Annotated in this window: 16 protein-coding genes; all 16 read right to left on the reverse strand. The window is 57.1% G+C overall.

Going from position 1 to position 24,032, the window contains the following annotated elements; genetic code table 11:
• Positions 1-153: 153 nt before the first annotated feature.
• Positions 154-1,110: an IS5 family transposase gene (locus COMA2_RS04290; RefSeq protein WP_090894682.1), complete on the reverse strand. Its 957-nt coding sequence runs from the start codon at positions 1,108-1,110 to the stop codon at positions 154-156.
• Positions 1,111-1,358: 248 nt separating this feature from the next.
• Positions 1,359-1,796 (reverse strand): hypothetical protein, encoded by a 438-nt coding sequence (locus COMA2_RS04295; RefSeq protein ID WP_090894994.1) that lies wholly within the window; start codon positions 1,794-1,796, stop codon positions 1,359-1,361.
• Complete coding sequence (locus COMA2_RS04300) at positions 1,796-2,302, reverse strand: hypothetical protein (RefSeq protein ID WP_090894996.1); 507 nt, start codon at positions 2,300-2,302, stop codon at positions 1,796-1,798. Before COMA2_RS04300 ends, COMA2_RS04295 begins: the two co-directional genes overlap by 1 nt.
• 2 nt (positions 2,303-2,304) lie before the next feature.
• A complete protein-coding gene (locus COMA2_RS04305) occupies positions 2,305-3,009 on the reverse strand; it encodes a carboxypeptidase-like regulatory domain-containing protein (protein ID WP_090894997.1) in 705 nt (234 codons plus the stop codon).
• Between the two features lie 201 nt (positions 3,010-3,210).
• Entirely contained in the window at positions 3,211-7,956 is a 4,746-nt protein-coding gene (locus tag COMA2_RS04310) for a multicopper oxidase domain-containing protein (protein ID WP_090894999.1), read from the reverse strand.
• A 548-nt stretch (positions 7,957-8,504) separates the two neighbouring features.
• Positions 8,505-9,278: a carboxypeptidase regulatory-like domain-containing protein gene (locus COMA2_RS04315; protein ID WP_090895000.1), complete on the reverse strand. Its 774-nt coding sequence runs from the start codon at positions 9,276-9,278 to the stop codon at positions 8,505-8,507.
• Positions 9,279-9,297: 19 nt separating this feature from the next.
• Entirely contained in the window at positions 9,298-9,894 is a 597-nt protein-coding gene (locus COMA2_RS04320; protein ID WP_090895002.1) for a hypothetical protein, read from the reverse strand.
• A 118-nt stretch (positions 9,895-10,012) separates the two neighbouring features.
• A complete protein-coding gene (locus COMA2_RS04325) occupies positions 10,013-14,725 on the reverse strand; it encodes a multicopper oxidase domain-containing protein (RefSeq protein WP_175304386.1) in 4,713 nt (1,570 codons plus the stop codon).
• A gap of 786 nt (positions 14,726-15,511) precedes the next feature.
• Positions 15,512-16,747 carry an AmmeMemoRadiSam system protein B gene (gene amrB, locus COMA2_RS04330; protein WP_175304387.1) on the reverse strand — a complete coding sequence of 412 codons (1,236 nt, stop codon included), beginning with the start codon at positions 16,745-16,747 and terminating at the stop codon, positions 15,512-15,514.
• A gap of 57 nt (positions 16,748-16,804) precedes the next feature.
• Positions 16,805-17,557, reverse strand: a complete 753-nt coding sequence (locus COMA2_RS04335) for a hypothetical protein (protein ID WP_090895007.1) — start codon at positions 17,555-17,557, stop codon at positions 16,805-16,807.
• 16 nt (positions 17,558-17,573) lie between these two features.
• Positions 17,574-18,398, reverse strand: coding sequence for a hypothetical protein (locus COMA2_RS04340; protein ID WP_090895009.1), 825 nt, complete (start codon positions 18,396-18,398; stop codon positions 17,574-17,576).
• 137 nt (positions 18,399-18,535) lie between these two features.
• Complete coding sequence (locus tag COMA2_RS04345; protein ID WP_090895011.1) at positions 18,536-19,186, reverse strand: hypothetical protein; 651 nt, start codon at positions 19,184-19,186, stop codon at positions 18,536-18,538.
• Positions 19,183-20,442, reverse strand: a complete 1,260-nt coding sequence (locus tag COMA2_RS04350; protein ID WP_175304388.1) for a DUF6754 domain-containing protein — start codon at positions 20,440-20,442, stop codon at positions 19,183-19,185. The genes COMA2_RS04345 and COMA2_RS04350 overlap by 4 nt, the downstream gene beginning before the upstream one ends.
• A 31-nt stretch (positions 20,443-20,473) precedes the next feature.
• On the reverse strand, positions 20,474-21,598 hold the full coding sequence (locus tag COMA2_RS04355) for a hypothetical protein (protein ID WP_090895013.1): 1,125 nt from the start codon (positions 21,596-21,598) through the stop codon (positions 20,474-20,476).
• A gap of 55 nt (positions 21,599-21,653) precedes the next feature.
• Positions 21,654-23,483 carry a glutamate mutase L gene (locus tag COMA2_RS04360; protein WP_090895015.1) on the reverse strand — a complete coding sequence of 610 codons (1,830 nt, stop codon included), beginning with the start codon at positions 23,481-23,483 and terminating at the stop codon, positions 21,654-21,656.
• 106 nt (positions 23,484-23,589) lie between these two features.
• Entirely contained in the window at positions 23,590-23,988 is a 399-nt protein-coding gene (locus tag COMA2_RS04365) for a hypothetical protein (RefSeq protein WP_139077060.1), read from the reverse strand.
• Between the last annotated feature and the right edge of the window lie 44 nt (positions 23,989-24,032).

Below are 24,032 nucleotides of genomic sequence, written 5' to 3' on the forward strand. Positions count from 1 at the left end.
GGGAAGATCTGATTAATTCACGTTTCCACTCGGCAATCTGTTTCTGGGGTGATCACCAGGGTGAATTCGGTGGGCATCCGCTGGCTCGGAAGCCTTTTTATCGGGCGCACCCACCGTCCGATGGCCCGCTGTCCGCCTCCGGACACACGTCTTCTACGTCCCCGCCATGAGCCGCCGTCGCGCTACGTACAGATTCGCCAACCCGCAGCTGATATGCAGCCAATGGGTATTCTTCGCCAACCCGCGATAGCGGACTTTGGCCCAGCCGAAGATGCGCTTGATCACCAAGAACGTATGCTCCACTTTGGCCCGCACTTTCGATTTCGTCCGGTTCCTGGCCCGCTCCTCCTCACTCAGCGGTCGATAGCGGTATGCTTTCGCCTGGATGAAACTCTTGGCCTTAGGCGCATGCTGCCGGATCACCTCGCGTTGCCCACTGTAGGCGGCATCGCCCCACACCCGAGTCTCCTGGCCATGCAGCAACTCCGGTAACATCTGACTGTCATGCACATTGGCAGCGGTCGCCGCGACCGAATGAATCAGTTTCGTCTGGCTGTCCACGCCGATATGGGCCTTCATACCGAAATACCACTGATTGCCCTTCTTGGTCTGATGCATCTCGGGATCCCGCTCCTTTGTCCGGTTCTTCGTCGAACTGGGCGCACTGATGATGGTCGCATCGACGATGGTGCCGCGGCTCACCTGGAGCCCTTGCTTCGTCAGATACGCACCGATCTGTGCAAAGAGCTGCTCACCCAACTGGTGGGCTTCCAGGAGGTGGCGAAACTTGCAGATCGTCGTCTCATCGGGTACGGGCTCACGGCCCAGATCAATCCCGACGAACTGTCGCATGGCCCGTGAGTCATACAGCGCTTCTTCCACAGCTGGGTCCGACAGGTTAAACCACTGTTGCAGGCAATGGAGGCGCAGCATGCGTTCGATCCCGACCGGTGGACGCCCCGGCCCATCGGCCTTGGGATAAACCGGCTCGATCACGGCCACTAATTCCGCCCATGGCACCACGCGATTCATCTCGTCGAGGAACTGCTCACGGCGGGTGGGCTTGCGATATTGCTCAAACGTGACCTCGGCAAACGTCGATTGCTGCATAGATGCGCCTCCTCATCAGGACTGCGTGTCCTTTAGCACATCCCGCGGGAAGAATAAATCAGACCTTCCCTAGGTGCATGGCGAACGAGGTGTGACATTCCCAAGGCGTCATCCACCTCCAGGCCACCGCTAAGGGTTAGTTTGAGATTAGGGCTACTTGGAAACGGTTTGTGGTGCGAGGATCGGCTCCCCGAGGCTGAAATGTGATTTCCGGCCGCAATCCGTTCGCCTCGGTTTTATGGCTGTCCTTACTTGCCGAGTCCGAGGGCCTTCACGGATGCGTATGCGGCTGTGCGAGCTTTGATGGCAGGATTGAGGAGCACTCCGGGATCCGCGTGGACACCGATTTCCGCGACCCGCTTACAGTGGCGGATGACGTCATTCAGGGAAGCGACACCCTCCCCTCGCCCTGGATGCGACGTGGAGAGCTGTTTAATGATCGATTCGGCATACCGCACCGTCTCAGCGCAATGGTGAATGATTGCCTTCGCATCACCCATTCCGCCATGGGCCACCATCACTTCGGCATTCGATCTCAGCCCGTCCGCCGCTTCCTTTAGGCTTTGATCCGGTTCACCGGCGAGCGCGATCGTGTGTGCGATCAGTGAAACAAGGATGGCGACCATGAGCCCGGAGATCATCGATGCGATGCTGGAGTATCCGGTTTGCAACCGTAAAGGCGCCATTAATAGCGCCCCTTGGGGACGATCACGGCAGATGTCAGCTCGTGATAAAGACGATGAAATGCTTCCGTCGTCAACTCAGGGTTCTGCAACCTCGTCAAGGTTGCTTGATCAATCGGATATTCCACGGTGTCATCATAATTTGACGACGCGATCGTGATAAACCTGGGGGGAAACAATCGTTCCGGCAGTAAGATGCCGACTCCTAGGTTGTACTTCAGCGCCAATCGGATCGCTTCCCTGGCCTTATCGGCTGGGACCTCTCGCCCCAATCCGATATTCTGCGGTGGTTGTCCCATCCGAGCAAACTGGAAATGCACGTTCAGAAATCCGGCTTGCGCGAATTCCTGTTTGAGTTCGGCTTCACGAGTTCGATACTGATTGGCAAGCACCACTTCGACACGGCTCACCGACTGCACCGCCGCAACCTCGCCGAACGCGGCCGGCGTCGTTATCTCACTCACCAGAAGGGTGAGGAGCAAACCGACCAATTGCCACCATACACGCATTGCTATTTCGCCTTAAACGTAAATTCCACCGAACTGCTTTCTCCGGCCGCCACGGTGAATTCCCGGTCCTGTTCCCCGAGAGTCGGATGCCAGGCTTTGATCCGGTAGGTGCCGGCCGGGAGGTCTCTGATGTCAAACATCCCCTCGCTCCCCGTCACGGCATAGTACGGATTATCGACAGCGAGACCATGTCCCTGCATATAGGGATGCATCCCGCATTGCATGATAACACCTCGCCGATCCCCGGTAAAACGAACAAAATCCTGGGTTCCCCCTTTGGTCAGCGCGGGACGGTGAAACATAATAAAGATATGTTCCCAATCCCGTTCATACACTTGAAGATCGTGCGCGACGGAATCCAGATTTTTCACGCTCAGAGGATGCTCGTTGCGCATGACCGAAACATAGGGCACGAACTGACAGATATTCGCTTCCAACGTGGTTTCTTCCAATTCGAACGGTTTACCGATTGTCACGCTCTCGATCGTGACAATCACGTCTTTGAGTCCGCCTTGTGGCCCCACCAAGACTTCGCGAAGCAGACGATAGCCGGATCCATCCGAAAGGGCACCGCAATAGCCCTGATCCGGATAGCGATGGAGTTTGAAGACAGCCGGGTCAGGCAAATCGCCGGTGAAGTGCACCATCCCCTTGACCGCGCCTCCGTTCACGACCGTCACTGACTCATAGGCCGATGCGAGTTCCATCGCTCCCGGACTCATCGTGAGTATCGTGAAAGTCAAGCCGATGAAACCAAGAACAAGAGCACGGGTGAAGCGTCTCATCATCACGCCCCTGTCAAAAAAACACTGGGGAGCCGTGGCTCCCCAGCAGTATCCAATCAGATGGATTCGGTAGGATGGCGGCGTTACCCGCTTTAATGCGGGTAACGCCGCCGATGTCCCTGCTTACTTCTTGCCTTTCAGCGAGGTCGGTGAGGCTTTGGCCTTACCGGACGGCTGCTCCGCAGTCCTTGTCGGTGGAACCTGCGGCATCAACGGCTTGATCCGTTGATCATCGACCGGAAGGACCTTGAACAGGCCCCACTGTCCGGCGTTGACAAAGGCCGGCCGTTGGTTCTTCCAGAGGTAGTCGCCCACGATCTTGTTCGGACCGCCGGCGCCTCCGGTGAGATAGGCATTGATGATTTCCGATCCACCGAACTCCATGGTGCTGACTTGGTCGGCGCCCTGCATATAGGGTTCATGCGGCCATTCATGCCCATCAATCGTGAACAGTTGCACCTGCTCACTGAACGCGCCCAACACGTGAACGGCCACGGGATCTCCAACGTGAGCCTGGAGCAACGGGGTCGAAGGCGTATCCCCGGCTTTCACGCAGCTGAAAATCTCGGACATGTCACAGCCCTTTTCCATTCGCCACGCCGTCGGCTCCGTGCGGTAGTTGACCGCCGTGATGCCGGCTACTTGTTGAATGTAGGGCATGAAGCTCACGCCCACGATATTGTCCTCGTCCTGGAACATCAACGAGAAGTCGCGATAGTTCTTCCGGCTTTCATTTCCCGGAAGCGTCCGGTCCACAAGGACATCGGCACGCCAGCTGCTCTTCATCGTAATATCGTCACCCGAGACTGGATCACGATACCGCGATCCCTTCGGACCAACGATGATAGAACCGAACAGGCCGTTTCGCGGATTTTCCACGACGTTCCCCCAATCCTGAATCAAGGCAGCAAGCTCCCCATATTCAGGATGGGCATAGTAGGTGTAGGTCTTGCTCTCGCCGGGACCGACCGTTTGATCACCGGGATTGTTGCCCACATTGGCGCCGAACGAATCCTTCGGGTTAAACGCCATCATGTCGACGTGGAACCCGGCTCGCTCCTTGGCCATCTCGTTTTTCAGATTGATTTTCACGCAATCACCGACGTTGACGTGCAGAGTCAACGGGCTCGGCCTGAGTTCTCCGGCCTTGACCCGTCCTCGATCTCCGTCGAGCACATACATCTTGCCCTGTTCATTGCCGAAGACCATCTTCCGCTCAAGATCGACTTCCATCACACCCGGCGCACCCTCGTGATACCGGATCTGTTGATCGATCGCCGAGACGTTGAACGACTTCACCGGCGCATCAGCCGGACACACCGACGGAGCGGACTTTTGAATCTGCTCACGTCCAGGCAACGGCTTCAGATCGCTTTGCATTTCATCAAACACGCGGAACAAGCCCCAACTGCCTTCCGCGAAATGCGACGCGCGGCCGCTATAGTAGAGATAGTCGCCCGCTTGTTTTTGCGGACCACCAGCCGCTGGAATAGCCGGATCATACCGCTCACCGATCACTAAATGGACCGTACTGCGCGGCATGGCATCCTTCCCGTACCGTTCCATCGGGAACCAATGCCCCGTGACGTGCCAGGTATGCACTTCATTGGCCGACCCAACGAGCGCCCGCACGAGAATGGGGTCGCCGAGGTACGCCCGCAACAACGGAGTGCCTGGATCACCATGGATACCGGAGACAAACAATTTGGACGGATCGGGGTTGTTCGCAAGCCGAACGCTCAACGGCTCCACACGCATGCTGTAGCCGCTACCCGTGGTGGCTTCGCCTCCGTTCAGGAACCACATCGCAGACTTGTTGATACGTTCAGGGAACTGATGCGACGGCGGCCCATCCACCGTCACCGCATTCATCTTCGCCTGAGGATTGTCCGTCGTGATCAGCTCCGCAGATCTGGCGTTGCTGTCCATGATATGCATCATGACTTCACGGAAACTGCCTCGGATGTGGGCCGAAACCGGCTCCAAGGTATGGATGTCCGCGATGGGACCGCTCCGGATTTCTTTGCCGGTTACCGGATCATGATAGGTCGACCGTGGTGGCTCCGTGATAAACGCTGAGAAGAGGCCATGCCCCCACGTGTCCGTACCGAACACGTGATCATGCCAGTACACCGTGCCGAGGTCCACGTCCACATACCAGCGCTCTCGGATGAATTCCACGCTGGCAATATCGTTCTTCTTGTGTCCGTACTTCAACGGAGCATCGAACGTGACGGTCTTGCCGTTAATAGACTTGATCCGCGCGACTTCGAAGAACTTCGGATCATCCATGCCCACGCCGAGTTCCGTATTCACATGGAACTTGGACGTGTCCGCCAGCGTGATACTCCTGGCGCCGGCTTTCGAATCCGCCGTCAACAGCGTATTGGCCGGTAACGGCATGCCCTTCGTCGGCTCGGGATCCTTCAACATCGTGAAGGCGCGCAACGACATATCATAAGAGAACCCGATCGTCGGACCATCCGACGCACTGGTGTCGAACTGGAAGAAATGCGGATGGAGGTTGATCTTGTTCGACCACCCGGTCCGCGCATCATCAGGAATTTCGTTCTTGAAGATGACATCCACGCAATCATACACGTTGCCGCGAATAACGAGCGGCACCTGCTTTTTAGGATCCTTACGAACTTCCGCCTCTTCCTCGTGCAACACATAGATCATGCCGATCGGATCAACGACCGCCGCCGTCTTTTCCGTCGCCGGTTTCAGTGTGATCGGCAGAATGATGGAGTGAGTGGTAAAGAACTTTCGTGGAGCATTTTCAGGACACAGACTCCATGGGCCTTGTTCTCCAGGCCTGGGCGGCTCGGTACTCTTGGTGCCGTCCTCCCTCACATGGAACGGTTCCAACCAGGGCGCACCGCCATGATTCGGCGCGAAGGGCGGCCGCTTCCCGAGATGCGGACGCAGCCATGGGAACGCCAACTTGCCCGTCTGAGGATCGAACGTGATGGGGAGACGTTTCAGTGGAGCAGGCGACACATAGTCGGCCCACTTGTGCGGGGTTTCCGGCTCATTGAGTGCCAATGCCCCTTCCCATTTCCAATTCACCACGGTTGCGTCATTTGCCTTGGCTTGCTGGACTTGATCCTCTGTTTTACCAGGCAATCCTTGCGGAGGCAGCATGTACTCCACCCAATCCTTGATGGAGACCTTCACCGGGTTGGCTTTCCAATCGGTCTTATCCTTCGTAATTTCATACTTCTTCCCGCCATACCAATCAACCGTGGTACCGACCAGCTTGTCGGAACTGATGGCGGCTTTGATCTTGCCTGCCCGATCCGGCAACTCCACAAGCGGCTTCATGACGTCGGTTTGGAAGCCCGGTTGCTGCAGTGTGTTGTAGACCCGCCAGAATCCCCACATGCCTGTGACATAGTGCTGCGGAATGTGGCAGTGAAAGACAAATTCTCCGGCCAACGCTTGCAACCCGCCTGATCCGCCCTCGATCACTTCATCATAAATCTCGGACGGTCCGATCGACTGCACATCCAACCGGTCAGAGGTATCATTGATCATCGGAAACTTGACCGGACCGTTCTTAGACAGAGTCGGATCCAGCTTGCTGGTCCCCGGCTGTCTCGCCCAACGGATCGATCCACCATGGAGGTGGTGAGAATGGACGATCTCTGATCCGCCGACCATCCGGAACTTCGCCGGGTCGCCCAGATAGGAACGTGGGATCGTCGTGGCAGGGTCACCGAATGTATAGGAGCCATAGCCCTGTGATTCATCGGCAAACCCAACCAGGTGCTCTTGCATCTCCAAACGCGTGCCATGCGGCTCGCTCCGGTAGTTGAGCAACCGGGCTGCCGGACGATAGGTGTCCGTATGGGCGTCGCGTTGAGGCAACATGTCACCCTTGCGGTTGAGCAGGCGGAATGTTTCATCGCCGGCCTCGTGATAGAAAATCACGAACTCACGGAAGTCAGATCCTTTGTCAAGATCGATCATAGCTTCCCAGCCGCTCTTCATCTCCTCGCCGGTAAACGGGCTGAGATACCGAGATCCGCGTGGCTCAACCACGAGCGACCCCAACAGACCCAGCGAGTACTGCTCTCTGGATGCGTGACTATGAAATGCATGTCCGCCTTCTTGTGTATCCGGCTGGATGTACCATTCGAACTCACCGGTCTTTCCTGACGCCACCAAGGCCTCAGGGTTATTGGCCGTCGCCGGCTTTCCGCTGTTGGCGACCAACATTTGCGAGCCATTGATGATCATGTTCGTGGGCTCGCCTTCGATCTGATTGCGCAGCGTGATCCTGAGACAATCACCCTGGTTGGCCCGAATGACCAGCGGCTGGATCAGATCCCCTTGCAACCCATTAGAGATAGCGCCCTCGGCGAAGGTCGGATCTTCACTCTCCCGCGCGGTCCTATTTTTTGTCTCTTCTTCCCGTACTCCGGCGACATTCTCCGTGAGGGCATACATGAAGCCCGGATAGAAGTCCCCGAACCGATTGACCGTAATCTCAATGTTCATCGCGGTCACGTCATAGGCACGCACCGGCGCACTTGCCGGGCATCGTCCGCCCTGCGTGACCTTCACCTTGTCCATATCATCCGCAACGAGCAGAACACCCTGCTGCATCGCGTGGGCACTCGCGCCCTGGAACGGTCCTTTTGAGTGGACCTGTCGCTCCACCTGCTCGACGGCTTTCGACATCTTGTCCATCAGCGCCGGACCTGCTTGTGCGTGGACTGGCTTCGCCAGATCCTGCGTCGCACCCTGCGCAACATGCCCATCGTGCGACATAATCGCACCAGCCGGCAGCGCCCCAGCCAATACCAGGCTGGCTGCGAACCCCCAAATTCCCGGCCCCATCCATTTCGTTAAATCACTCATACGTTCACCCTCCTCCAGAAAAATATTTCTCCGCACTAGCTGTGAACAGCGTCAGACAGATTTTCGTTCAAAAGAATACTCTCGTAGAGGTCACACTGAGTCGGAAGGATTGTTGCCACTGAATCACAACGCACACACAGCTATATAGCAGACAAACTTCGTACCATGATGACATATATATAGATTCCAAAGACCTTTTGCAACAGGCGCAACAGGGAATTTTAATCTCGCCGCCTCAACAGATGATATGAATGTTGTCGGTGGGACCAGCCGAGACGCTCGACGAATTTCGATAGCCCGTCGCACATATCACGGAACGCTACAGGAAGATCGAGTACCACGTCATGTCCCACGGTCGGAACGAAGGATGAGGGATCAGGATCAAAGTCTCGATTTGCGGGAGAGAACCAACTCATGCCAATGATTGAACAGATACTCGCGACCTACCAACCTGGACGAGATCAGAAGGCGGTCAGCCCGCTCGTACCGAACCTAAGCTACCAGTTGCGCTGCGATGAATATCAGGTAACGCCTCCCACCCTGTCCCATCATTTGGCTTCAAACGACAGATCGAATGACACCGTCTCATTGGGTTTTACGGTAAGGTCCCGCTCTTGGCTGCCGAGGATCGGATGCCAGGCCTTGATGTGATAGGTCCCGGCCGGGAGATCACCGATCGTAAACGAGCCGTTGAGATCGGTCACGGCATAATAGGGATTGTCGATCGCATAGCCCCAGTTCTGCATGTAAGGGTGCATGCCGCACTGCATGGTAAACACTTTCCGCCCTTTGACCAGCTGTACGACATCGGTGGTCCCGCTCACGTGCAGCGCGGGCCGATGGAGGACGATATCGACGCCGGCTTGGTCATATGCATAGCCTTGAATGTCGTGCGACACCGGATCCCGATTAAACACCGTGACGCGGCGCTTGTCGCTGACCACCGTGACGAAGGGTAGGAACTGGCAGAGACTCGCTTCCACTTCGGCATCGGTGAACGTGAACGGCTTGCCTTTCTGGATGCCTTCCACCACCACGACCACATCCTTGAGTCCCCCCTCAGGCCCGAGATTGACTTCCTTCAGGAGCCGATGCCCTTTGCCGTCCGATACCGTGCCGCAATACTCACGGTCATAATAGCGACGCAGCTCGAATTCTTTGGGTTCCGGAACAGTTCCGGTAAACGTGACTTTCCCCCGCACCGTCCCTCCGTCCACCACCGGTGCCGACTCATAGGCCCCGGCATCGGTTCGCAGCCCCGTTGTCAGGAAGACCGATACACAGCCCGCCGCCCATAATGCGCCCAATATCGCCGTTCTCATGTTTCCTCCGGTCATGCGACTACTGTTGCGTATCGGCGGATGGATTCGCGTTATCCAGCCGTCGTGGAAGCTCGAAGAGGAACGGAGATTGCTCCGTGAAGATCACCCGACGAAACTCCTCCGACCACTTCCCCTGCTTGCTCACCGTCTTCAGTGGAAACCGCTCGGCCTTGGTCACCCACCGATAATATTGACGCGTTTCACCCCGTTCGGCAACCGTCACTTCAAACAGTTCCGTGGGGTGACCATTCAGCGTCTCGTCGCCCACCAACTCGCGCGAGACCTCTCCGTCCATATTCTCGGCCACCGTCAATGCATGGTCGGCCGCGATCGGAACCTCGAGATACTGCCGCCGTTTCGAAAGGATGAGCCACGAATGCTGCTTATCCTTCCGAACGATCATGATATTGGCCCCTCGCTGGGGGTACGTGTATTCGAACCGCCAGCGATCGCCCTTGGCGTTGACATGGGCTGTGACGATCGACTCTCCGTTTTTTACGATCCGCTCAGCCGAAAAATCAAGTGCTGTAGCCGGCGCTGAGACACTCCCGGTGACCGCCGACACGAGCCCGATCAAGAGCAAACGAATCGAGAGAGGAAGATCTTGCGGTTCCATCAGTCTTTGTACCGTATGTTTGAGTTGGGTTCAAGACATCGTTCACCGTTCAAAAACAAACGGGGGAACCCGGCTCTCACATCGCCGGATTCCCCCGTCGGTTCGGTCTCCCGTGGGTCTACTTAGCCTTCGCCTTCGTCGACACCGGGAGAGATTTTGCCGGCGATGAACCCCCGGCCTGTTGTGTGGCCGGAGCTTTGCCGCTCAGCGGAAGGATCGCACGGTTGTCGCGATCCAAGACCTTCAGCATCCCCCAGTGCCCGGCATCGAGATAGCCCGGACGCTGATTGAGCCAGAGATAGTCACCAGGAATCCCGTTCGGTCCGCCGGCTCCGCCGTGCAACCAGGCATTGATGACTTCGGACCCACCGAATTCCATGGTGCTCACGAGGTCGGCCCCGCTCATGTACGGTTCGTGCTTCCATTCATGGCCCGACACGCTGAAGAGCTGCACCTGTTCGCTGAACGCCCCGAGAACGTGGATGACGACCAAATCGCCGACGTGCGCGGCGATGGTCGGCGTCACGGGGGTCTCACCCGCCTTCACGCAGGCGAACACTTCGCTGTAGGCGCAGCCTTTCTCCGTGCGGTAATCGGTCGGCTCCGACCGATAGTTCACCGCCGTCACGCCGGCCACCTTTTGGATGTACGGCATGAAGCTGGTTCCGATTTGGTTGTCTTCGTCCTGGAACAGAAGCGTGAACGAGCGGTAGTTCTGCCGTTTTTCGTTTCCTGATACGGTCTGATCGACAATCACATCCGCCCTCCACGAGCTCTTCTGGCCCAAGTCCTCGCCGGTCACCGGATCGCGATACTGCGATCCCTTCGGACCGATGATGACGGCACCAAAGAGTCCGTTCCGTGGATTCTCGATCACGTTCCCCCAGTCCTGAATGAGAGCCGAGTTCTCTCCGAACTCCGGATGGGCGTAGAACGTATAGGTCTTACTCTGGCCCGGCGCGATCGTCTGATCGCCGGGATTGTTGCCGGCGTTGATACCCATGGACTCTTTTGGATCATACGCCAGGTTGTCCACGTGGAACCCGGCTCGGTCCTTGGCCATCTCGTTCTTCAGATTGACCTTGATGCAGTCACCGACATTGACGTGCAACGTCAACGGGCTCGGCTCAAGGTTGCCCGACGCGACTTTGGTCTTCTCGCCTTCGAGCACATATATCTTACCCGTCTCATTGCCCAGCACCATTTTGCGCTCCAGGTCGACCTCCATCGTCCCAGGCGTCCCCTTGTTGTAGCGAATCGCCTTGTCGATGGCCGAGACGTTGAAGCTCTTCAGCGGCGCGCCGGCCGGACACACCGACTTGGCCGACTGTGGAATCTCGCTGCGCCCAGGGAGCGGCTTCAGCGTGGTCTCCGGTTTGTCAAGGACTCGGAAAATTCCCCAGCTGCCTTCGACGAAGTGCGACGCCCGACCACTATAGTACAGGTAGTCGCCGGCCATTTGCTGCGGTCCGCCGGCGGCCGGAATAGCCGCATCGTACCGTTCCCCGATCACCACGTGCAGCGAGCTCCGTGGAATGGAGTTCTTGCTGTAGCGCTCCATCGGGAACCAGTGCCCACTGATGTGCCAGGAATGCACTTCGTTTGCCGACGTTTCAAGCAGCCTGACCACCACCGGATCGCCCAGGTAGGCCCGCAACATCAGCGTGTCCGGATCTCCATGAACCCGGCTGCTGAACAACTGCGACGGATCGGGGTTGTTGGCTAAGCGGACAGACAAAGGCTCTATCCGCATGTTGTACCCGCCGCCGGTCGTGGCCTCGCCGCCGTTTAAGAACTTCATCGGCGAGAGGTTCAATCTGGCCGGATAGACCGCCGAAGGCGTCCCATCCACAGATATGGCATTGACCCTCGCCTGCGGATTGTCGGCCGTAATCAATTCCGCCGCCCGAGGGTTGGAATCCATGACATGTGTCACGATCTCACGGAAAGATCCCTTGATATGGGCGGACACCGGTTCGGTCGTGTGAATGTCTGCGACGGGGCCGCTCCTGATTTCCTTACCCGTGACCGGATCATGATAGGTCGATCGCGGCGGCTCCGTGATGAATGAGGCATATTGCCCGTGTCCCCACGAGTCGAGTCCATACACATGGTCATGCCAGAACGTGGTGCCGAAATCGGCGTCCACATACCAGCGCTCGCGGATCCACTCGACCGAGGCAATCTCACCCTTCTTATGGGCGTGCTGCAACGGCCGCTCAAAGGTGATCGTATTGCCGTCGATCTTGCTGATACGGGCTGACTCGAATCCATTCACTTCATCCATCCCCACGCCCAGCTCTGTCTTGACGTGGAACTTCGACGCATCCTTGACCTTGATGCTGGTCGCCCCCTTGGCGGCATCCGCCTCGATCGTGGTGTTCATCGGGACCGGCATGCCCTTGCCGGGATGCTCGTCTTTCAGAATCGTGAACGGCCGGAGCGACATCTCATACGAGAAGCCGATGATCGGACCGTCGGAGGCTTGCGTGTCGAACTGGAACATGTGCGGATGCAGGTTCGTCTTGCTGGAGAACCCTTGCCGTGCATCATCCTTCAGCTCGCTCTTATAGACCACGTCAACGCAGTCCTGCACGTTTCCGCGAATGACCAGCGGAAACTGCTTCGCTCGATTCTTTCGAACCTCAGCTTCCTCTTCATGCAACACATAGAGCAAGCCGTCCGGATCGACGATCGCCGGCGTCTTGGCCGTCGCCCCCTTCAAGGTAATCGGCAAGGTGATCGCATGGATATTGAATTTCTTGAGCGGCGCGCCTTCCGGACAGAGACTCCAGGGTCCGTTCTCGCCCGGCTTGGCAGGCTCGGTTGAATTGCTGCCGTCGTCACGCCGATGGATCGGCTCCAACCACGGCGCCCCGCTATGGCTCGGAGAGAAGGGCACCCGCCGCCCCAAATGCGGCCGTAACCACGGCCACGACAGTTTTCCGCTGCGAGGGTCGAAGAGAATCTCCTGCCGCTTGCCAGGAGTCGCCGACTTGTAGTTCACCCATTCGTACGAGGTTTCCGGCTCGGTCAGCGCCTTCGCCCCGTCCCACGCCCAATCATTGACCGTCGAGTCATAGGCCAGGGTCTGTTCCTTTTCCGTGTTCTTGTGCCCTGGCTTGCCCTGCGGCGGCACCTGCATCTCGACCCAATCCTTGATGGAGACCTTGGCCGGATTGGCTTTCCAATCCGTCTTGTCCTTGGTGATCTCGAATTTTTTGCCGCCGTACCAATCGACCATCGTGCCCACGAGCTTATCGCTTGCGACACCGGTCCTCATGCGGCCGGCGCGATCCGGCAACTCAACCAGGGGTTTCATCACATCGGTCTGGAACCCTGGCGCTTGCAGGGTGTTGTACACCCGCCAGAATCCCCACATGCCCGTCACATAGTGCTGCGGGATGTGGCAGTGGAACACGAACTCGCCGGCCAATGCCTGCAATCCTCCTGAACCGCCCTCGATCACTTGATCGTAGATCTCTGTCGGCCCAATGGACTGCACATCGAGACGATCTGAAGTATCGCTGATGAGCGGAAACTTCACCGGTCCATTGCTGGAAGCCGCGAAGTCCAGGTTGCTGATCCCCGGCTGGCGTGCCCAGCGAATGGACCCCCCATGGAGGTGATGCGAATGCACGATCTCCGATCCACCTGCCATCCGGAACTTGGCCGGATCGCCGAGATACGAGCGGGGGATGGTCGTGGCCGGATCGCCGAACGTATAGGACCCATAGGCCATGGACTCATCACCGTAGAACCCCATGTGTGCTTGAAGTTCGATGCGGGTACCGTGCGGCTCGCTGCGATAGTTCAGCAACCGTGCCCCAGGGCGATAGGAATCGGTATGCGGGTCGCGCTGCGGCAGCATCTCACCCTTCTTGTTCAAAATCCGGAAGGCCTCATCTCCTGCCTCATGATAAAAGATCGCGAATTCGCGGAAATCCGCCCCCTTCGGATCTTCAATCATGGCTTCCCAGCCGCTCGCCATCGGCTTGCCGTCGAAGGGGCTCAGATAGCGCGAGCCGCTCGGCTCCACCACGAGCATGCCGATCAGGCCCTGATTGAATTGCTCGCGCGAGGCGTGTGAGCGGAAAAACCGCGCGCCTTCCTGCGTGTCGGGTTTGATGTACCATTCAAAGTTTTGCTGCTTGCCCATCGCCACGGTCGTATCCGGATTCGACGGGGTTGCCGGCTTCCCGGTCGATGAGACCACCATCGACGACCCATTGATGACGAGGTTGGTCGGCTCATCGGTGATCTGGTTATGGAGTGTCATCTTGAGGCAGTCACCCTGATTCGCCCGGATGACGAGCGGTTGGATCACATCACCCTGCAGACCGTTCGACAGGGCACCGGGATCGTTTTCTTTTTCCCGCGCGTCCTTGTTCGCGGTCTCCTCGGCTCGTGCTTTATCCAGATTTTCGTTCAGGACGTACATATACCCGGGGAAGTAATCGAGAAAACGGCTCAGGGTAATTTCAATGTTGATCGCGGTGACATGATATTCCTTGACGGGTGCATTCGCCGGACACCGCTGCCCGCCGGTGACCGAGACTTTGTCCGAATCCTCCGCCACCAGCAACACGCCCTGTTGCATCATGTGGCTGTCGGCGCCCGTGCTGTACCCTCCCTTCTTCCCGATGAATTCCTGCTGCCGCTTGATCTCTTCCATCATGCGGTCGTGAAGGACTGACCCGCCTTCACGATAAATCACCTTTTTGGCGGACGCCGGCTCCACGCTACCGTGGTGACCATGTTGCTCCGCGGCCCACGCCATCGGCGTCACGGCGAGCCCGCTCGCCATGACCAGGCTCAGGAATCGCCGCATGATGCCGCCTCTCCTCGGCCTCCGGTGCTGTTTGGAAATGTTAACCTGCGTAGATCTCATAACTCGGCCTCCCCTCTAATGATTATTGATCGCCTAGTTACAGTAAGAACCTCTCCTCACATGATCTGAATCTGATCATCGCGTAATCGATGGAACGAGAACCGGCCTCCGAACCGCCCCTCGGCCTTGTCTCTCAGGAGGGATAAGAGCTGGTGAAGGGTTCCTTCTTACGAAGGAATGGGTCATTCGGAGGCCGGTCCAAAATCACCCAAACCTTCACCAGCACTTTCTTGAACAGCAATGACTGTGCCGAAAAACGGCAGCGAGCCCCTTCACTCAGAATATCTCGTCATAACGGATCGTTAGCGCGATTCAGGTGAAACATAATTCATCGTTCACTTTTGTCGTGTTTTTCTACACGCCAAGTCACGAGCGCACCGCATCCATCTCAATCTCAAGAAATAAGCCACGTTACGCTGTCTACTTACTTAGACAGCGCTGATCATGAAATTGGGGCACGAAGGGGCAATCGGAGCGCCATGTAGCGCCGAGGGCTTGTGTCTTTTGTATTTCGCGAGGAGGATCGCCGAAGGCTCGTCGCAGCAGCGAATTCGCGGTTGCAGCGGACCGTTCATGAAGAATGCGGCTAGCCACAAGAGACGAGGCACTGATCGGAGTCGATTGCACGAGATTCGAACGACATCGATCGTTGCTTACATGGCGGGGAACCGGTTGGACTTTTCTCGGGAGCGCAACCAGCTTCACAAGGACATTCAACGAATACGGTTAGAAGAACACGAGGCTGGCGTAGGTGACGGTGGAATTGTACTGATCGGTGATACCCCGATCGTAGCGAAGGACTTGGCCTTTTTCTGCTTGGACCAATCTCAGCAGACTGTAGATGGGTGAGAAGCCGGAGATACGCCGTTGATCGTTTTCCTTCTGGATGAATCGGGCGAATTCATCCGGCTTCAGCTCCTCGACCGGTTTTAACATTTCCAAATCGCGCTGCATGGAGCGATGAAAGGAAAAATCGGTCGGTGGCGCGCTGTCGCCATAGCGAAGACCAAGATGTGACAACTCCCCCGCCGCAATCACACATACGGTTTTTCCTGAATCTGTTATCGCTTCGCGGAGCACGGTAAGAAATCGGTCCACGGCGTTCCACACGGTTGAATCACTCAAACTTGTGGCGGCGAACGACGACAGAATCGGGACGATTGTGAAAGGCTTGTTGACGACGGTCTGAAGAAACGGCAGCTGAAACTCAATGGCATGTTCTGTTTGGTGAGCGATCTCTTCGTCAAAGAATTCCGGCACCGGCCCCTTCAGCCGATCCAAGATCGTTCGATCGGCCGGCACGACTCCCAACGGTGTTTCAAAATCCTTGTCGGTGATCGCAAAGAAGTTTTCCAGCCCCGCATGAGCGGTGCCGATGATCACATAGACATCCGGCTGTCGACATTCTTGTAGCTCTTTATATCCCCACGCATAGACCGGCCCTGCTTGTTTGAGATCATACGTGGGGGCGACCAGTCCCTTGATCAACTTGCTCCGGTTCTCCGACGGCTTAAAGTCAGGCCCCTCGCCAGATGTAAAAAACCCATCGATCTGCTTCCTCAGCTTGACACCGTCCGCCTCGTAACTCCGGCCTGCGATCGCCGCCCGCCGGATCGGCTGCTGCCGATACGCAATCCGCGCCTGTTGCCGAGCGGCCTCGGTGCGCTCCCCCTCCAGAAAGAGTTTCTGCTCCAGATCCGTCACAAGCTGTTCCACTTTATTCGGCATCAGAAACTCGCCGAACCGTTTCAGATACAGCGCGCCGATATCCTGAAGGGAATGCTCTCCATCGAAATGTTGCACAATGAAGAAGAAATTGAGCGGCAGGACCAGTTTCTCTTTGCTCAAGCCGCTGGGGTCCCACAGCACAATGAGCTGATCTTCTCCCTGTTTAATGGGAGAAAACTGCAGATGGCGCAGGACCGGGTATTGAGCAGAGTCTTTTGCGATACCAGAGGTCATCGTGGAGGCCATTGTAGGGGACGGACCGGAGCCGCTGCAAGCCGGACCATGACGAGTTTACTGTGTAGTCGGGGGATGTTCCTTGCCTCGCCACGCAAGCACAACCAACGCTCCGATGATGACAATGACCAACCAGATGGTAGGCCGACCGTACGAGGCATCGGAGAATTCGATCAAGTCCGTCAAGCGTCCGATCAACAGCGACATGCGCGCCATGACCGTGTAGCCGAACCCGGCGCCGAACGAAATCATCAGGAAGAGAATGCCGGTTCGCGCCACCGCCTTCCCCTCTCCGCTATGCTCGATCGAGAAAAAGAAGTAGAACAGCACCGAGCTCACCCCGATCAAGATGATGATCGCGTTGAGGTGGCTGGCTGGATTGAGCAGATTCATCGAGAACGTGAGGCCGTCCGGTCCGGTCACCGACAACAACGGTCGAATGGTATCCTCGACCTGTTTGAGGATGAAGGATGACACCGTTCTCGGAATCGCCAAGCCGGCGCCCATGCCGACAATGAAGGCGAACGCATACCGAGACATCCAAGCCGCCTTCGGCACATACCGAGCCAGCATCATCATCCCGATGGCGACGGGAATCAGCAGGGAGATTTCACCGTTCTCAACGATCGGCTTGACGACCAAATGCACGATGACCGTGTCGTAGGTCTTCACGATCACGTAGCCGACCGACACGCCGACATAGAGATGCTCCGCGAGTTTGAACAGCGGGTTGTCTTTGTAGAGAAAAGAAAAGATGAGCAGCGTCAACCCTGTCGCGACCCACGCGCCTACGATCATGTCAAACGGCATCGTCGTCACTCATGCCTTACCCTCGTTGTCGACGTAGTGAAAAATAGAACAAGTTGCACATGATCACCAGCACGATGATGGCAAGATGCGTGGCCGACTGGGCGTCCATCCCGGCCACGGCCTTGCCTTTCTGGCCGATCAAGCTTTCGTATTCCGCCGCGCCACGGAGACCCCCGATGAGGCCATTGATCTGCCCGCTTCGTAGCAACGGATATAAGCCGGGAGCCATGACTCCGGTACAACCGCCACCGAGCTCGAACTTATATTTATCCTTTCCAAAGACATACCACTCTTCCACCCCCGGCCGCCCGGCGCCCAAACTGACCATATATCCGACATCCTTCAAGCTCCGCACACCGTCCAACACCGGCAAGTCTTTCGTGGCCTTTCCACCATAATCGCTGGGAAAGGCTGAATAGAGATCCTGGCCCATATTGATGATCACAGCTTGCCCGCCCGGACTCCAACCGAGAAAGGCGTAGTCCGTGCCGTATTCCTTCCCCATCTCCTTGGCGACTTGTGTGACCAATTGGTCCGCCATGCCGGTGCCCGACACCCAGAGAGTCATCGTGACGACACGAAGGTGTTTCCGGAAGGCATGGCGCAACAGAGCGATCGCTTGCGGATAGAGCTCCGGTTTGGACGCCGGATCGAAATCGATCGAGAGAAGGAACACCGACCGTTCCGGCAACGATTCAATATGGTCATACACACCACGCACTTCCGATGAAATCTTGATCGGCAAGCCGACCGGATAGAGCAACGGCAAAAGTGTGCAGAGACCGATCACCAGGAAGATGATCCGCCGATCGATCTTGAGCATGCGCTCCGAGAGACTCATAGCCCGTTCCTCGTGAAGCGTGAAACGTATCGGCCGACGGTTTCAAGTTTCATATTTCAGGTTTGAGGTTTTGGCACAACGTGACACTGGGAACGTGAAACTTGGACTCATGAGCGAGATACGAGCGACGCTTCACGTTATTCCTTCCCGCCGCCGAGATACGACCGTTCCACACCGAAAATGATCTTGAACGACAACGCCACGGCCCCGAGACTCACCCCGATCAGAATGGCCCGGCGCACGGATGAATTCAGTACGTTCAAAATCCATGACGACACATCACCGCTGACGGGAATCAAATATTCACCCAGCGGCACACGCCCCATCATGACGATGACGGCCGCCACCAAGAGCACCGCCGCTTCACGACTCTTGGCCCTGAACGAGCGATAGGCCGCGGAGGCGATGAAGAAGGCCAGGATGGCAAACATCGTCCCTTGCAGCGGCACCATCATGTAGTTGTAGACCCAGCCGAATGCCGTCATGGCTCCTTCGACACTTTCCTTGCCGTTGGCCCAGAGCCCCACCGCGATGGTGCCGAGCATCCCGACGTACAGCACGAGACTATAACCCCAGCCCGCTTCTTGGCGTCTGATCTTCACCGCATGTTGATGGAACAGGCTGGTCACTCCCAGGATCAACGCGAACCCACCGATGATCTGCAGCCATTTCGTCGCGGAGGTGAGCATCTGTTCCGAAGCAGGATGCGGGACATAATACTGGCCGGCAAAGAGGAGACCGGTGACCAGGGTGATCAAGAGGGGCAGCTGTCGGCGGAGAAAGATCATTTTAAATCCCTCAAGAGATCGAGAAAGAGCTGGGGCCATTGCGCGCCGGTGACGGCTCCCAGCGTCGCCAACAGGATGCCGATACCGATGGCGCTCAAGACGACCGCCTTCCCGATATCCTGACCGCGCAGCGTCCCGATCTGCACCGGTTCTTTGGAGAGGTAGGCGCTGGCGGCATAGAGCTCCTCGCCGATCAGGGTATAGTCGCAGGTCGTCACAAAGAACGGAAGTTGGTGGTCCGAGTCGGTACCGGCGATCTGAATGGCTCCGGTACTCGCACCGGTCTCCGTCAACAGCAATGATTCGGCGAAGTACGCGCCCATGAAGAAGTTCGCGGCCGGCTTCTTCCGCAACATGATGCCGTCCACCGCCGCCGTGTAGCTGAACTGATCGGCCGTGATAAAAAAGTTGGCGTCTTCTTTGAAAAGATCCGGCTTGCCCGCTTCCAAATAGGCCTGCTTGGTAATTTCCTGGCAGACCGCCATCGTGATCGGCTCGCGATGCGGCACCAGCAGTTCCGTTTCGTAGAGCGCGGCCCGTTTGGCAACTTTCCCTAAAATGACTGCGGCGGCGATCGTCGAGGGATCATGCAGATCATGCGCGCCGGTCAGATAGAGGATCGGCTTGCCCAGCTCCGTCGCACGTCCGATCGCTTCATCAACCGCATCAAGACCTGGAATCCGCCGTAGGAAGATCTCGTGTTGCTTCGCGTAACCGATCGTATAGAAGACCAGTCCCCCGAACGACAACGCGATGATGAGATTATTGAGTTGATTCCAATTAAACCAGTCCGGTGAAGGACTGGCCACTAGGACTGGGCTGAAGACCCGCTGATCGCTTTGAACGGCTGCCACAACAACGGCATAGGATGTCCCATCCTTGACCTCGAATCCCTTCGCGCTTCTGATGAGGACGTGGTGCCACGTCTTGTCTACCTTCCTGGTCCACCAGGCTGTTTTTGCGTCTTTGACGTATTTCGTGTTCGCTGGGATTTCCGCGATAATCGTCAGTGCTGCCGGGTCAGTCACAGCCGCATCACCGGCCAAGACTTGATACCGTGCATCAGGACCATCCCATGACGAAGGAGCCCACTGCACCGTGAGGCTGCCTCCACCATCACTCGGCGTATCAAAGACCCGAACGTCTTGCGGTGCGCTGATCGATGTCTGTGCCAGCGTATCCAGTGGCACGAGGTTTGAGGCACACACGATCAACTGCAAGAAGAACCAGCCGAAACCGATGTAGAATCGTCTCAACCTGCTCCTCACACCTTCCCCCTTACGCCACTCATGCCCCTTCGATCACCTCGATGTTCGTCCGCGGGATAACGGCTTTCTTTCCATCGGCAAATTTCACTTCTAAGACTCGCACCTCACTCTCTGTGGGGATCTTGGTGAGCCCTGATGGAAGCGCCGATACTTCACCGATACGCCCAAACATCGGATCGCGGATGATCCGGACCGGGTCGCCGAGACGAATGCCCTCGCGTTGTGACTGAGCCGCCCCCTTTGTGCTGGTGTGTTCCTGAGGAACAATAATCTCAGGACGAATCACCCCGGCCCTGATCTGGGTGGCACCGGAAATCGACGCCTTCTGGCCAACATGGGAAGAGAGTAGCTTGAAGGTCTTGGCCGCCATCGGAATCGTCCCGAACCCCTCGGTCAGAATCAGCGTAAACCCCACCTGTTCGGTTCCGGTAATGGCCACACCGAGGTCATAGCCTAGCAAGGCGCGCAAATCTTCATCGTGAATCCCGCCGACCACCAAACCAGCGACACCCACCGCCTTGGCCTGCTTCATCGCCTCGGCTGAAAGGAAGGATCCTCCGACCACGACTTTGTCCTTCATGGCGCTAGTGAAGTGTCCCGGTGTCAACGCTTCATCAGGCCCCTTCACCGCCATGACAATCTCCCCGGACGTTTCTCCACCGATGCCGAAGATCCCCTGGACCAGGCTACAAGTCGTTTCGACCACAACACCCTGTTGTGGAATAGTTTCGATGATCGTGCCATTCACATAGGCGAGCAGCTGAAGCACGCGTGGCGGTTCGCGCAAGAGCACTTGTCCTGTCACGCTCGATACTGACTCGATCGTCCCCGCGACCGGCGAGCGAATCTCCGTCTTAAACCACTTGATCAACGGCTTGTTCTCAGCGATGATGTCGTCCTTTCCGACCACATCGCCTTCTTTTTTGATCAGATAGTCTTTGATCTCACCCGGAGCCACGCTGAGCTGATTGGCAAGATTGACCGGAAACACTTTCCCCGGCAACTCTGCACGCGCCACAACTTGATCGGAACGGACCAGATCGCTGATAGAGACCACGACCGTCCCCGGCAGCGGCAACATGCGCCGACGGTGGATGACCGTATGATCCGTGACAGTTAAGCCGGGGGTGTACGAATGAGCCATAGATCAGTTTTGAGTTGTACGTTTCACGTGACTGCCACCCACAACAAATCCACCGCTAGCCATTCGCCGTCGGGTACAACCCGACGGCATTGAACCATTTCGTCAGTGCCATGACACGGCCTGGTTGATCAGCTGGAAGTCGGAGCGGTCGCCCACGGCCATCGAGCAAGAGCCCGACGACACCCCCATGAACTTCCTTGGTCACGGCCACACCCACGCCTGACCCCATGTTGACTCCCTTGGCAGGTTGCACCTTGATCGTGGCCTGCTTACCGGACTCCAATGGAAACAATCTCAACTCGCCGAACTTCAATGGCTCCTTCGTAGTCTTCCCATCAGGCCAGGTGATTTCATAGTCGGCACAGAGATCGCCGTCCTTTCCCTGCCCAATTGGCGCCACACACGTCCCAAGATAGACCATGCAATCTCTAACGAACACGTCGGTCGCTGCCTTCTCATTGATCGTGGAGAGCACTCCAAGGTGGGGCATCATGAAGATGCTGTCGACGGACAATCGCGTACAGCCCATCGGCTCATAGGCATCGACCATCATCAACATCGATTGGATCCGGCGTGGAGCGTGCGAGAGAATTCCCCCGCTTCCGACGATCAAATCCAGCTTCAACATATCGATCAGCGTCTTGCCTGAGGTCTGTTGTTCGAAGACATCCGAAATCGTCCGTTCCTGCTGCACACCCTTCAGCCCTGTGGCTAACGATTTGTGATGGATCAAGGCCAGCCGCAACGCTTCCCGTGCGATCGCCTGTTCGATTTGCAGTTCATCGAGTGTCTGCGGAATGGTGGTGGGTCGGATCATTTTGTTTTTGATCCGGTTGCGCAACGTCTGCTCATCGATCGTAAACGGGACCCACCGCATGATATTGGCCAGTCCCGCTTCCGCGAGCACATTCGACACACTGTACGACATGCCGAGATTGGCGCTGACCGTCCGGTTGAAGAGGCCGTCGAAGACGGAAAATACGTCCGTGGTGGCCCCCCCGATATCCACACCGATCAGATTCAGATGTTCCCGTTTGGCGATCGCCTCCATGATGAGGCCGACCGCGGCGGGAGTCGGCATGATCGGCGCCCCGGCCATTTCCATGAGCTTCTTGTACCCAGGCGCCTGCTGCATCACATGCTCGAGAAACAGGTCGTGAATCTTGTTGCGCGCCGGCGCCAAGTTCTCTCGCTCCAGCACCGGCCTGATGTTCTCGGTGACGACCAGCGCCGACTTCTCTTCCAGGATTTTTCTCACTTGCGGTTGGGCTTCCTTGTTGCCCGCATAGATCAGCGGCAACTTGTAGGTCACGCCGAATCGTGGGCGTGGTTCCGCCGCGGCGATATATTCCGCCATCTCCACGACGTGGGTGACCGCCCCTCCATCGGTTCCGCCCGACATCAAGATCATGTCCGGCCTCATGGAACGGATCCGTTCGATCTTTTCATGCGGCAACCGGCCGTCGTTGGCGGCCAAGACATCGATGACGATGGCGCCGGCCCCCAGCGCCGCGCGCTGCGCGCTTTCACCCGTCATATTCTGCACCACACCGGTCACCATCATCTGCAACCCACCGCCGGCGCTGCTGGTCGAGATGTAGATATCGACGCCGGTCTTGTCGCCCCGGCAAGGCGCAATGATCTTGTCGCCGTTTAAAATCTTCCGCCCGGAGAGCTCTTCGATTTCCGCAATGGCATTCAATACTCCGCGCGTCACATCCTCAAACGGCGCTTCGACCGTCGTCGGGGCTTCCCCCCGATAGGTCTGTCGATATTCATCACCGACTTTTTCGATGAGAATGGCTTTCGTCGTGGTGCTGCCGCAATCGGTGGCGACGATCACGTTGAGGGGGTGGGCACTCTTAGCCGATTCGTCATATGCCATTAGCAACCACTCCGACTAAGAGTGAGTCGCTCGTCATACGTGAAGTGTGAAGCGCTAGAAATCTGAAACGTGACACGCTTCACGAGAGACGTTTCACGAGGATAGGTCATTGAGCCGTTGCTCCCTGTGGAGCAGACTTGGCTTCAATCATGGCAATCAGGCGAGTGACCGTATCCCGGCGCTCGAGCAATCGCGCGACCTGCTCAACTTCTTTGGCGCTCAACACGCAGTCAATGATCGGCGTGATGAAATGCAGGGCCTGACTGCCCAGAAAATTCATCGGCCCCATGGATTCCAAAAACATCGTCGCCGGAGCCGCCATGCCTCGTTTGACAACCATCTCGGCTATTCGTTCAAGCAATTGGACATCTTCAATGGCGAGGGACTCAGTCTCAGGTCGAACGGCAAACGCATGGCGCAGGCCGGTTCGCAAGTGAGCCAGTTTTTTGATGATGTGTTTCTTGGGGAGTGCCGGCATAAGTAATTGTCGGACAAGGAAAGTCACAAGCGAGTCGCATTATATGAATGGGACGGAGGCGAGTCAATTCA

The sequence above is a fragment of the Candidatus Nitrospira nitrificans genome, assembly GCF_001458775.1.
Lineage (GTDB): Bacteria > Nitrospirota > Nitrospiria > Nitrospirales > Nitrospiraceae > Nitrospira_D > Nitrospira_D nitrificans.

What these genes read in the sequence shown, in the direction of transcription:
- COMA2_RS04295 (WP_090894994.1), bottom strand. Translation starts at nt 1,796, where the DNA reads ATGGCGCCTTTACGGTTGCAAACCGGATACTCCAGCATCGCATCGATG.
- amrB (WP_175304387.1), bottom strand. Translation starts at nt 16,747, where the DNA reads ATGACCTCTGGTATCGCAAAAGACTCTGCTCAATACCCGGTCCTGCGC.
- COMA2_RS04360 (WP_090895015.1), bottom strand. Translation starts at nt 23,483, where the DNA reads ATGGCATATGACGAATCGGCTAAGAGTGCCCACCCCCTCAACGTGATC.
- COMA2_RS04355 (WP_090895013.1), bottom strand. Translation starts at nt 21,598, where the DNA reads ATGGCTCATTCGTACACCCCCGGCTTAACTGTCACGGATCATACGGTC.
- COMA2_RS04305 (WP_090894997.1), bottom strand. Translation starts at nt 3,009, where the DNA reads ATGGAACTCGCATCGGCCTATGAGTCAGTGACGGTCGTGAACGGAGGC.
- COMA2_RS04325 (WP_175304386.1), bottom strand. Translation starts at nt 14,725, where the DNA reads ATGCGGCGATTCCTGAGCCTGGTCATGGCGAGCGGGCTCGCCGTGACG.
- COMA2_RS04345 (WP_090895011.1), bottom strand. Translation starts at nt 19,186, where the DNA reads ATGATCTTTCTCCGCCGACAGCTGCCCCTCTTGATCACCCTGGTCACC.
- COMA2_RS04310 (WP_090894999.1), bottom strand. Translation starts at nt 7,956, where the DNA reads ATGAGTGATTTAACGAAATGGATGGGGCCGGGAATTTGGGGGTTCGCA.
- COMA2_RS04340 (WP_090895009.1), bottom strand. Translation starts at nt 18,398, where the DNA reads ATGAGTCTCTCGGAGCGCATGCTCAAGATCGATCGGCGGATCATCTTC.
- COMA2_RS04300 (WP_090894996.1), bottom strand. Translation starts at nt 2,302, where the DNA reads ATGCGTGTATGGTGGCAATTGGTCGGTTTGCTCCTCACCCTTCTGGTG.
- COMA2_RS04315 (WP_090895000.1), bottom strand. Translation starts at nt 9,278, where the DNA reads ATGAGAACGGCGATATTGGGCGCATTATGGGCGGCGGGCTGTGTATCG.
- COMA2_RS04290 (WP_090894682.1), bottom strand. Translation starts at nt 1,110, where the DNA reads ATGCAGCAATCGACGTTTGCCGAGGTCACGTTTGAGCAATATCGCAAG.
- COMA2_RS04320 (WP_090895002.1), bottom strand. Translation starts at nt 9,894, where the DNA reads ATGGAACCGCAAGATCTTCCTCTCTCGATTCGTTTGCTCTTGATCGGG.
- COMA2_RS04335 (WP_090895007.1), bottom strand. Translation starts at nt 17,557, where the DNA reads ATGCCGTTTGACATGATCGTAGGCGCGTGGGTCGCGACAGGGTTGACG.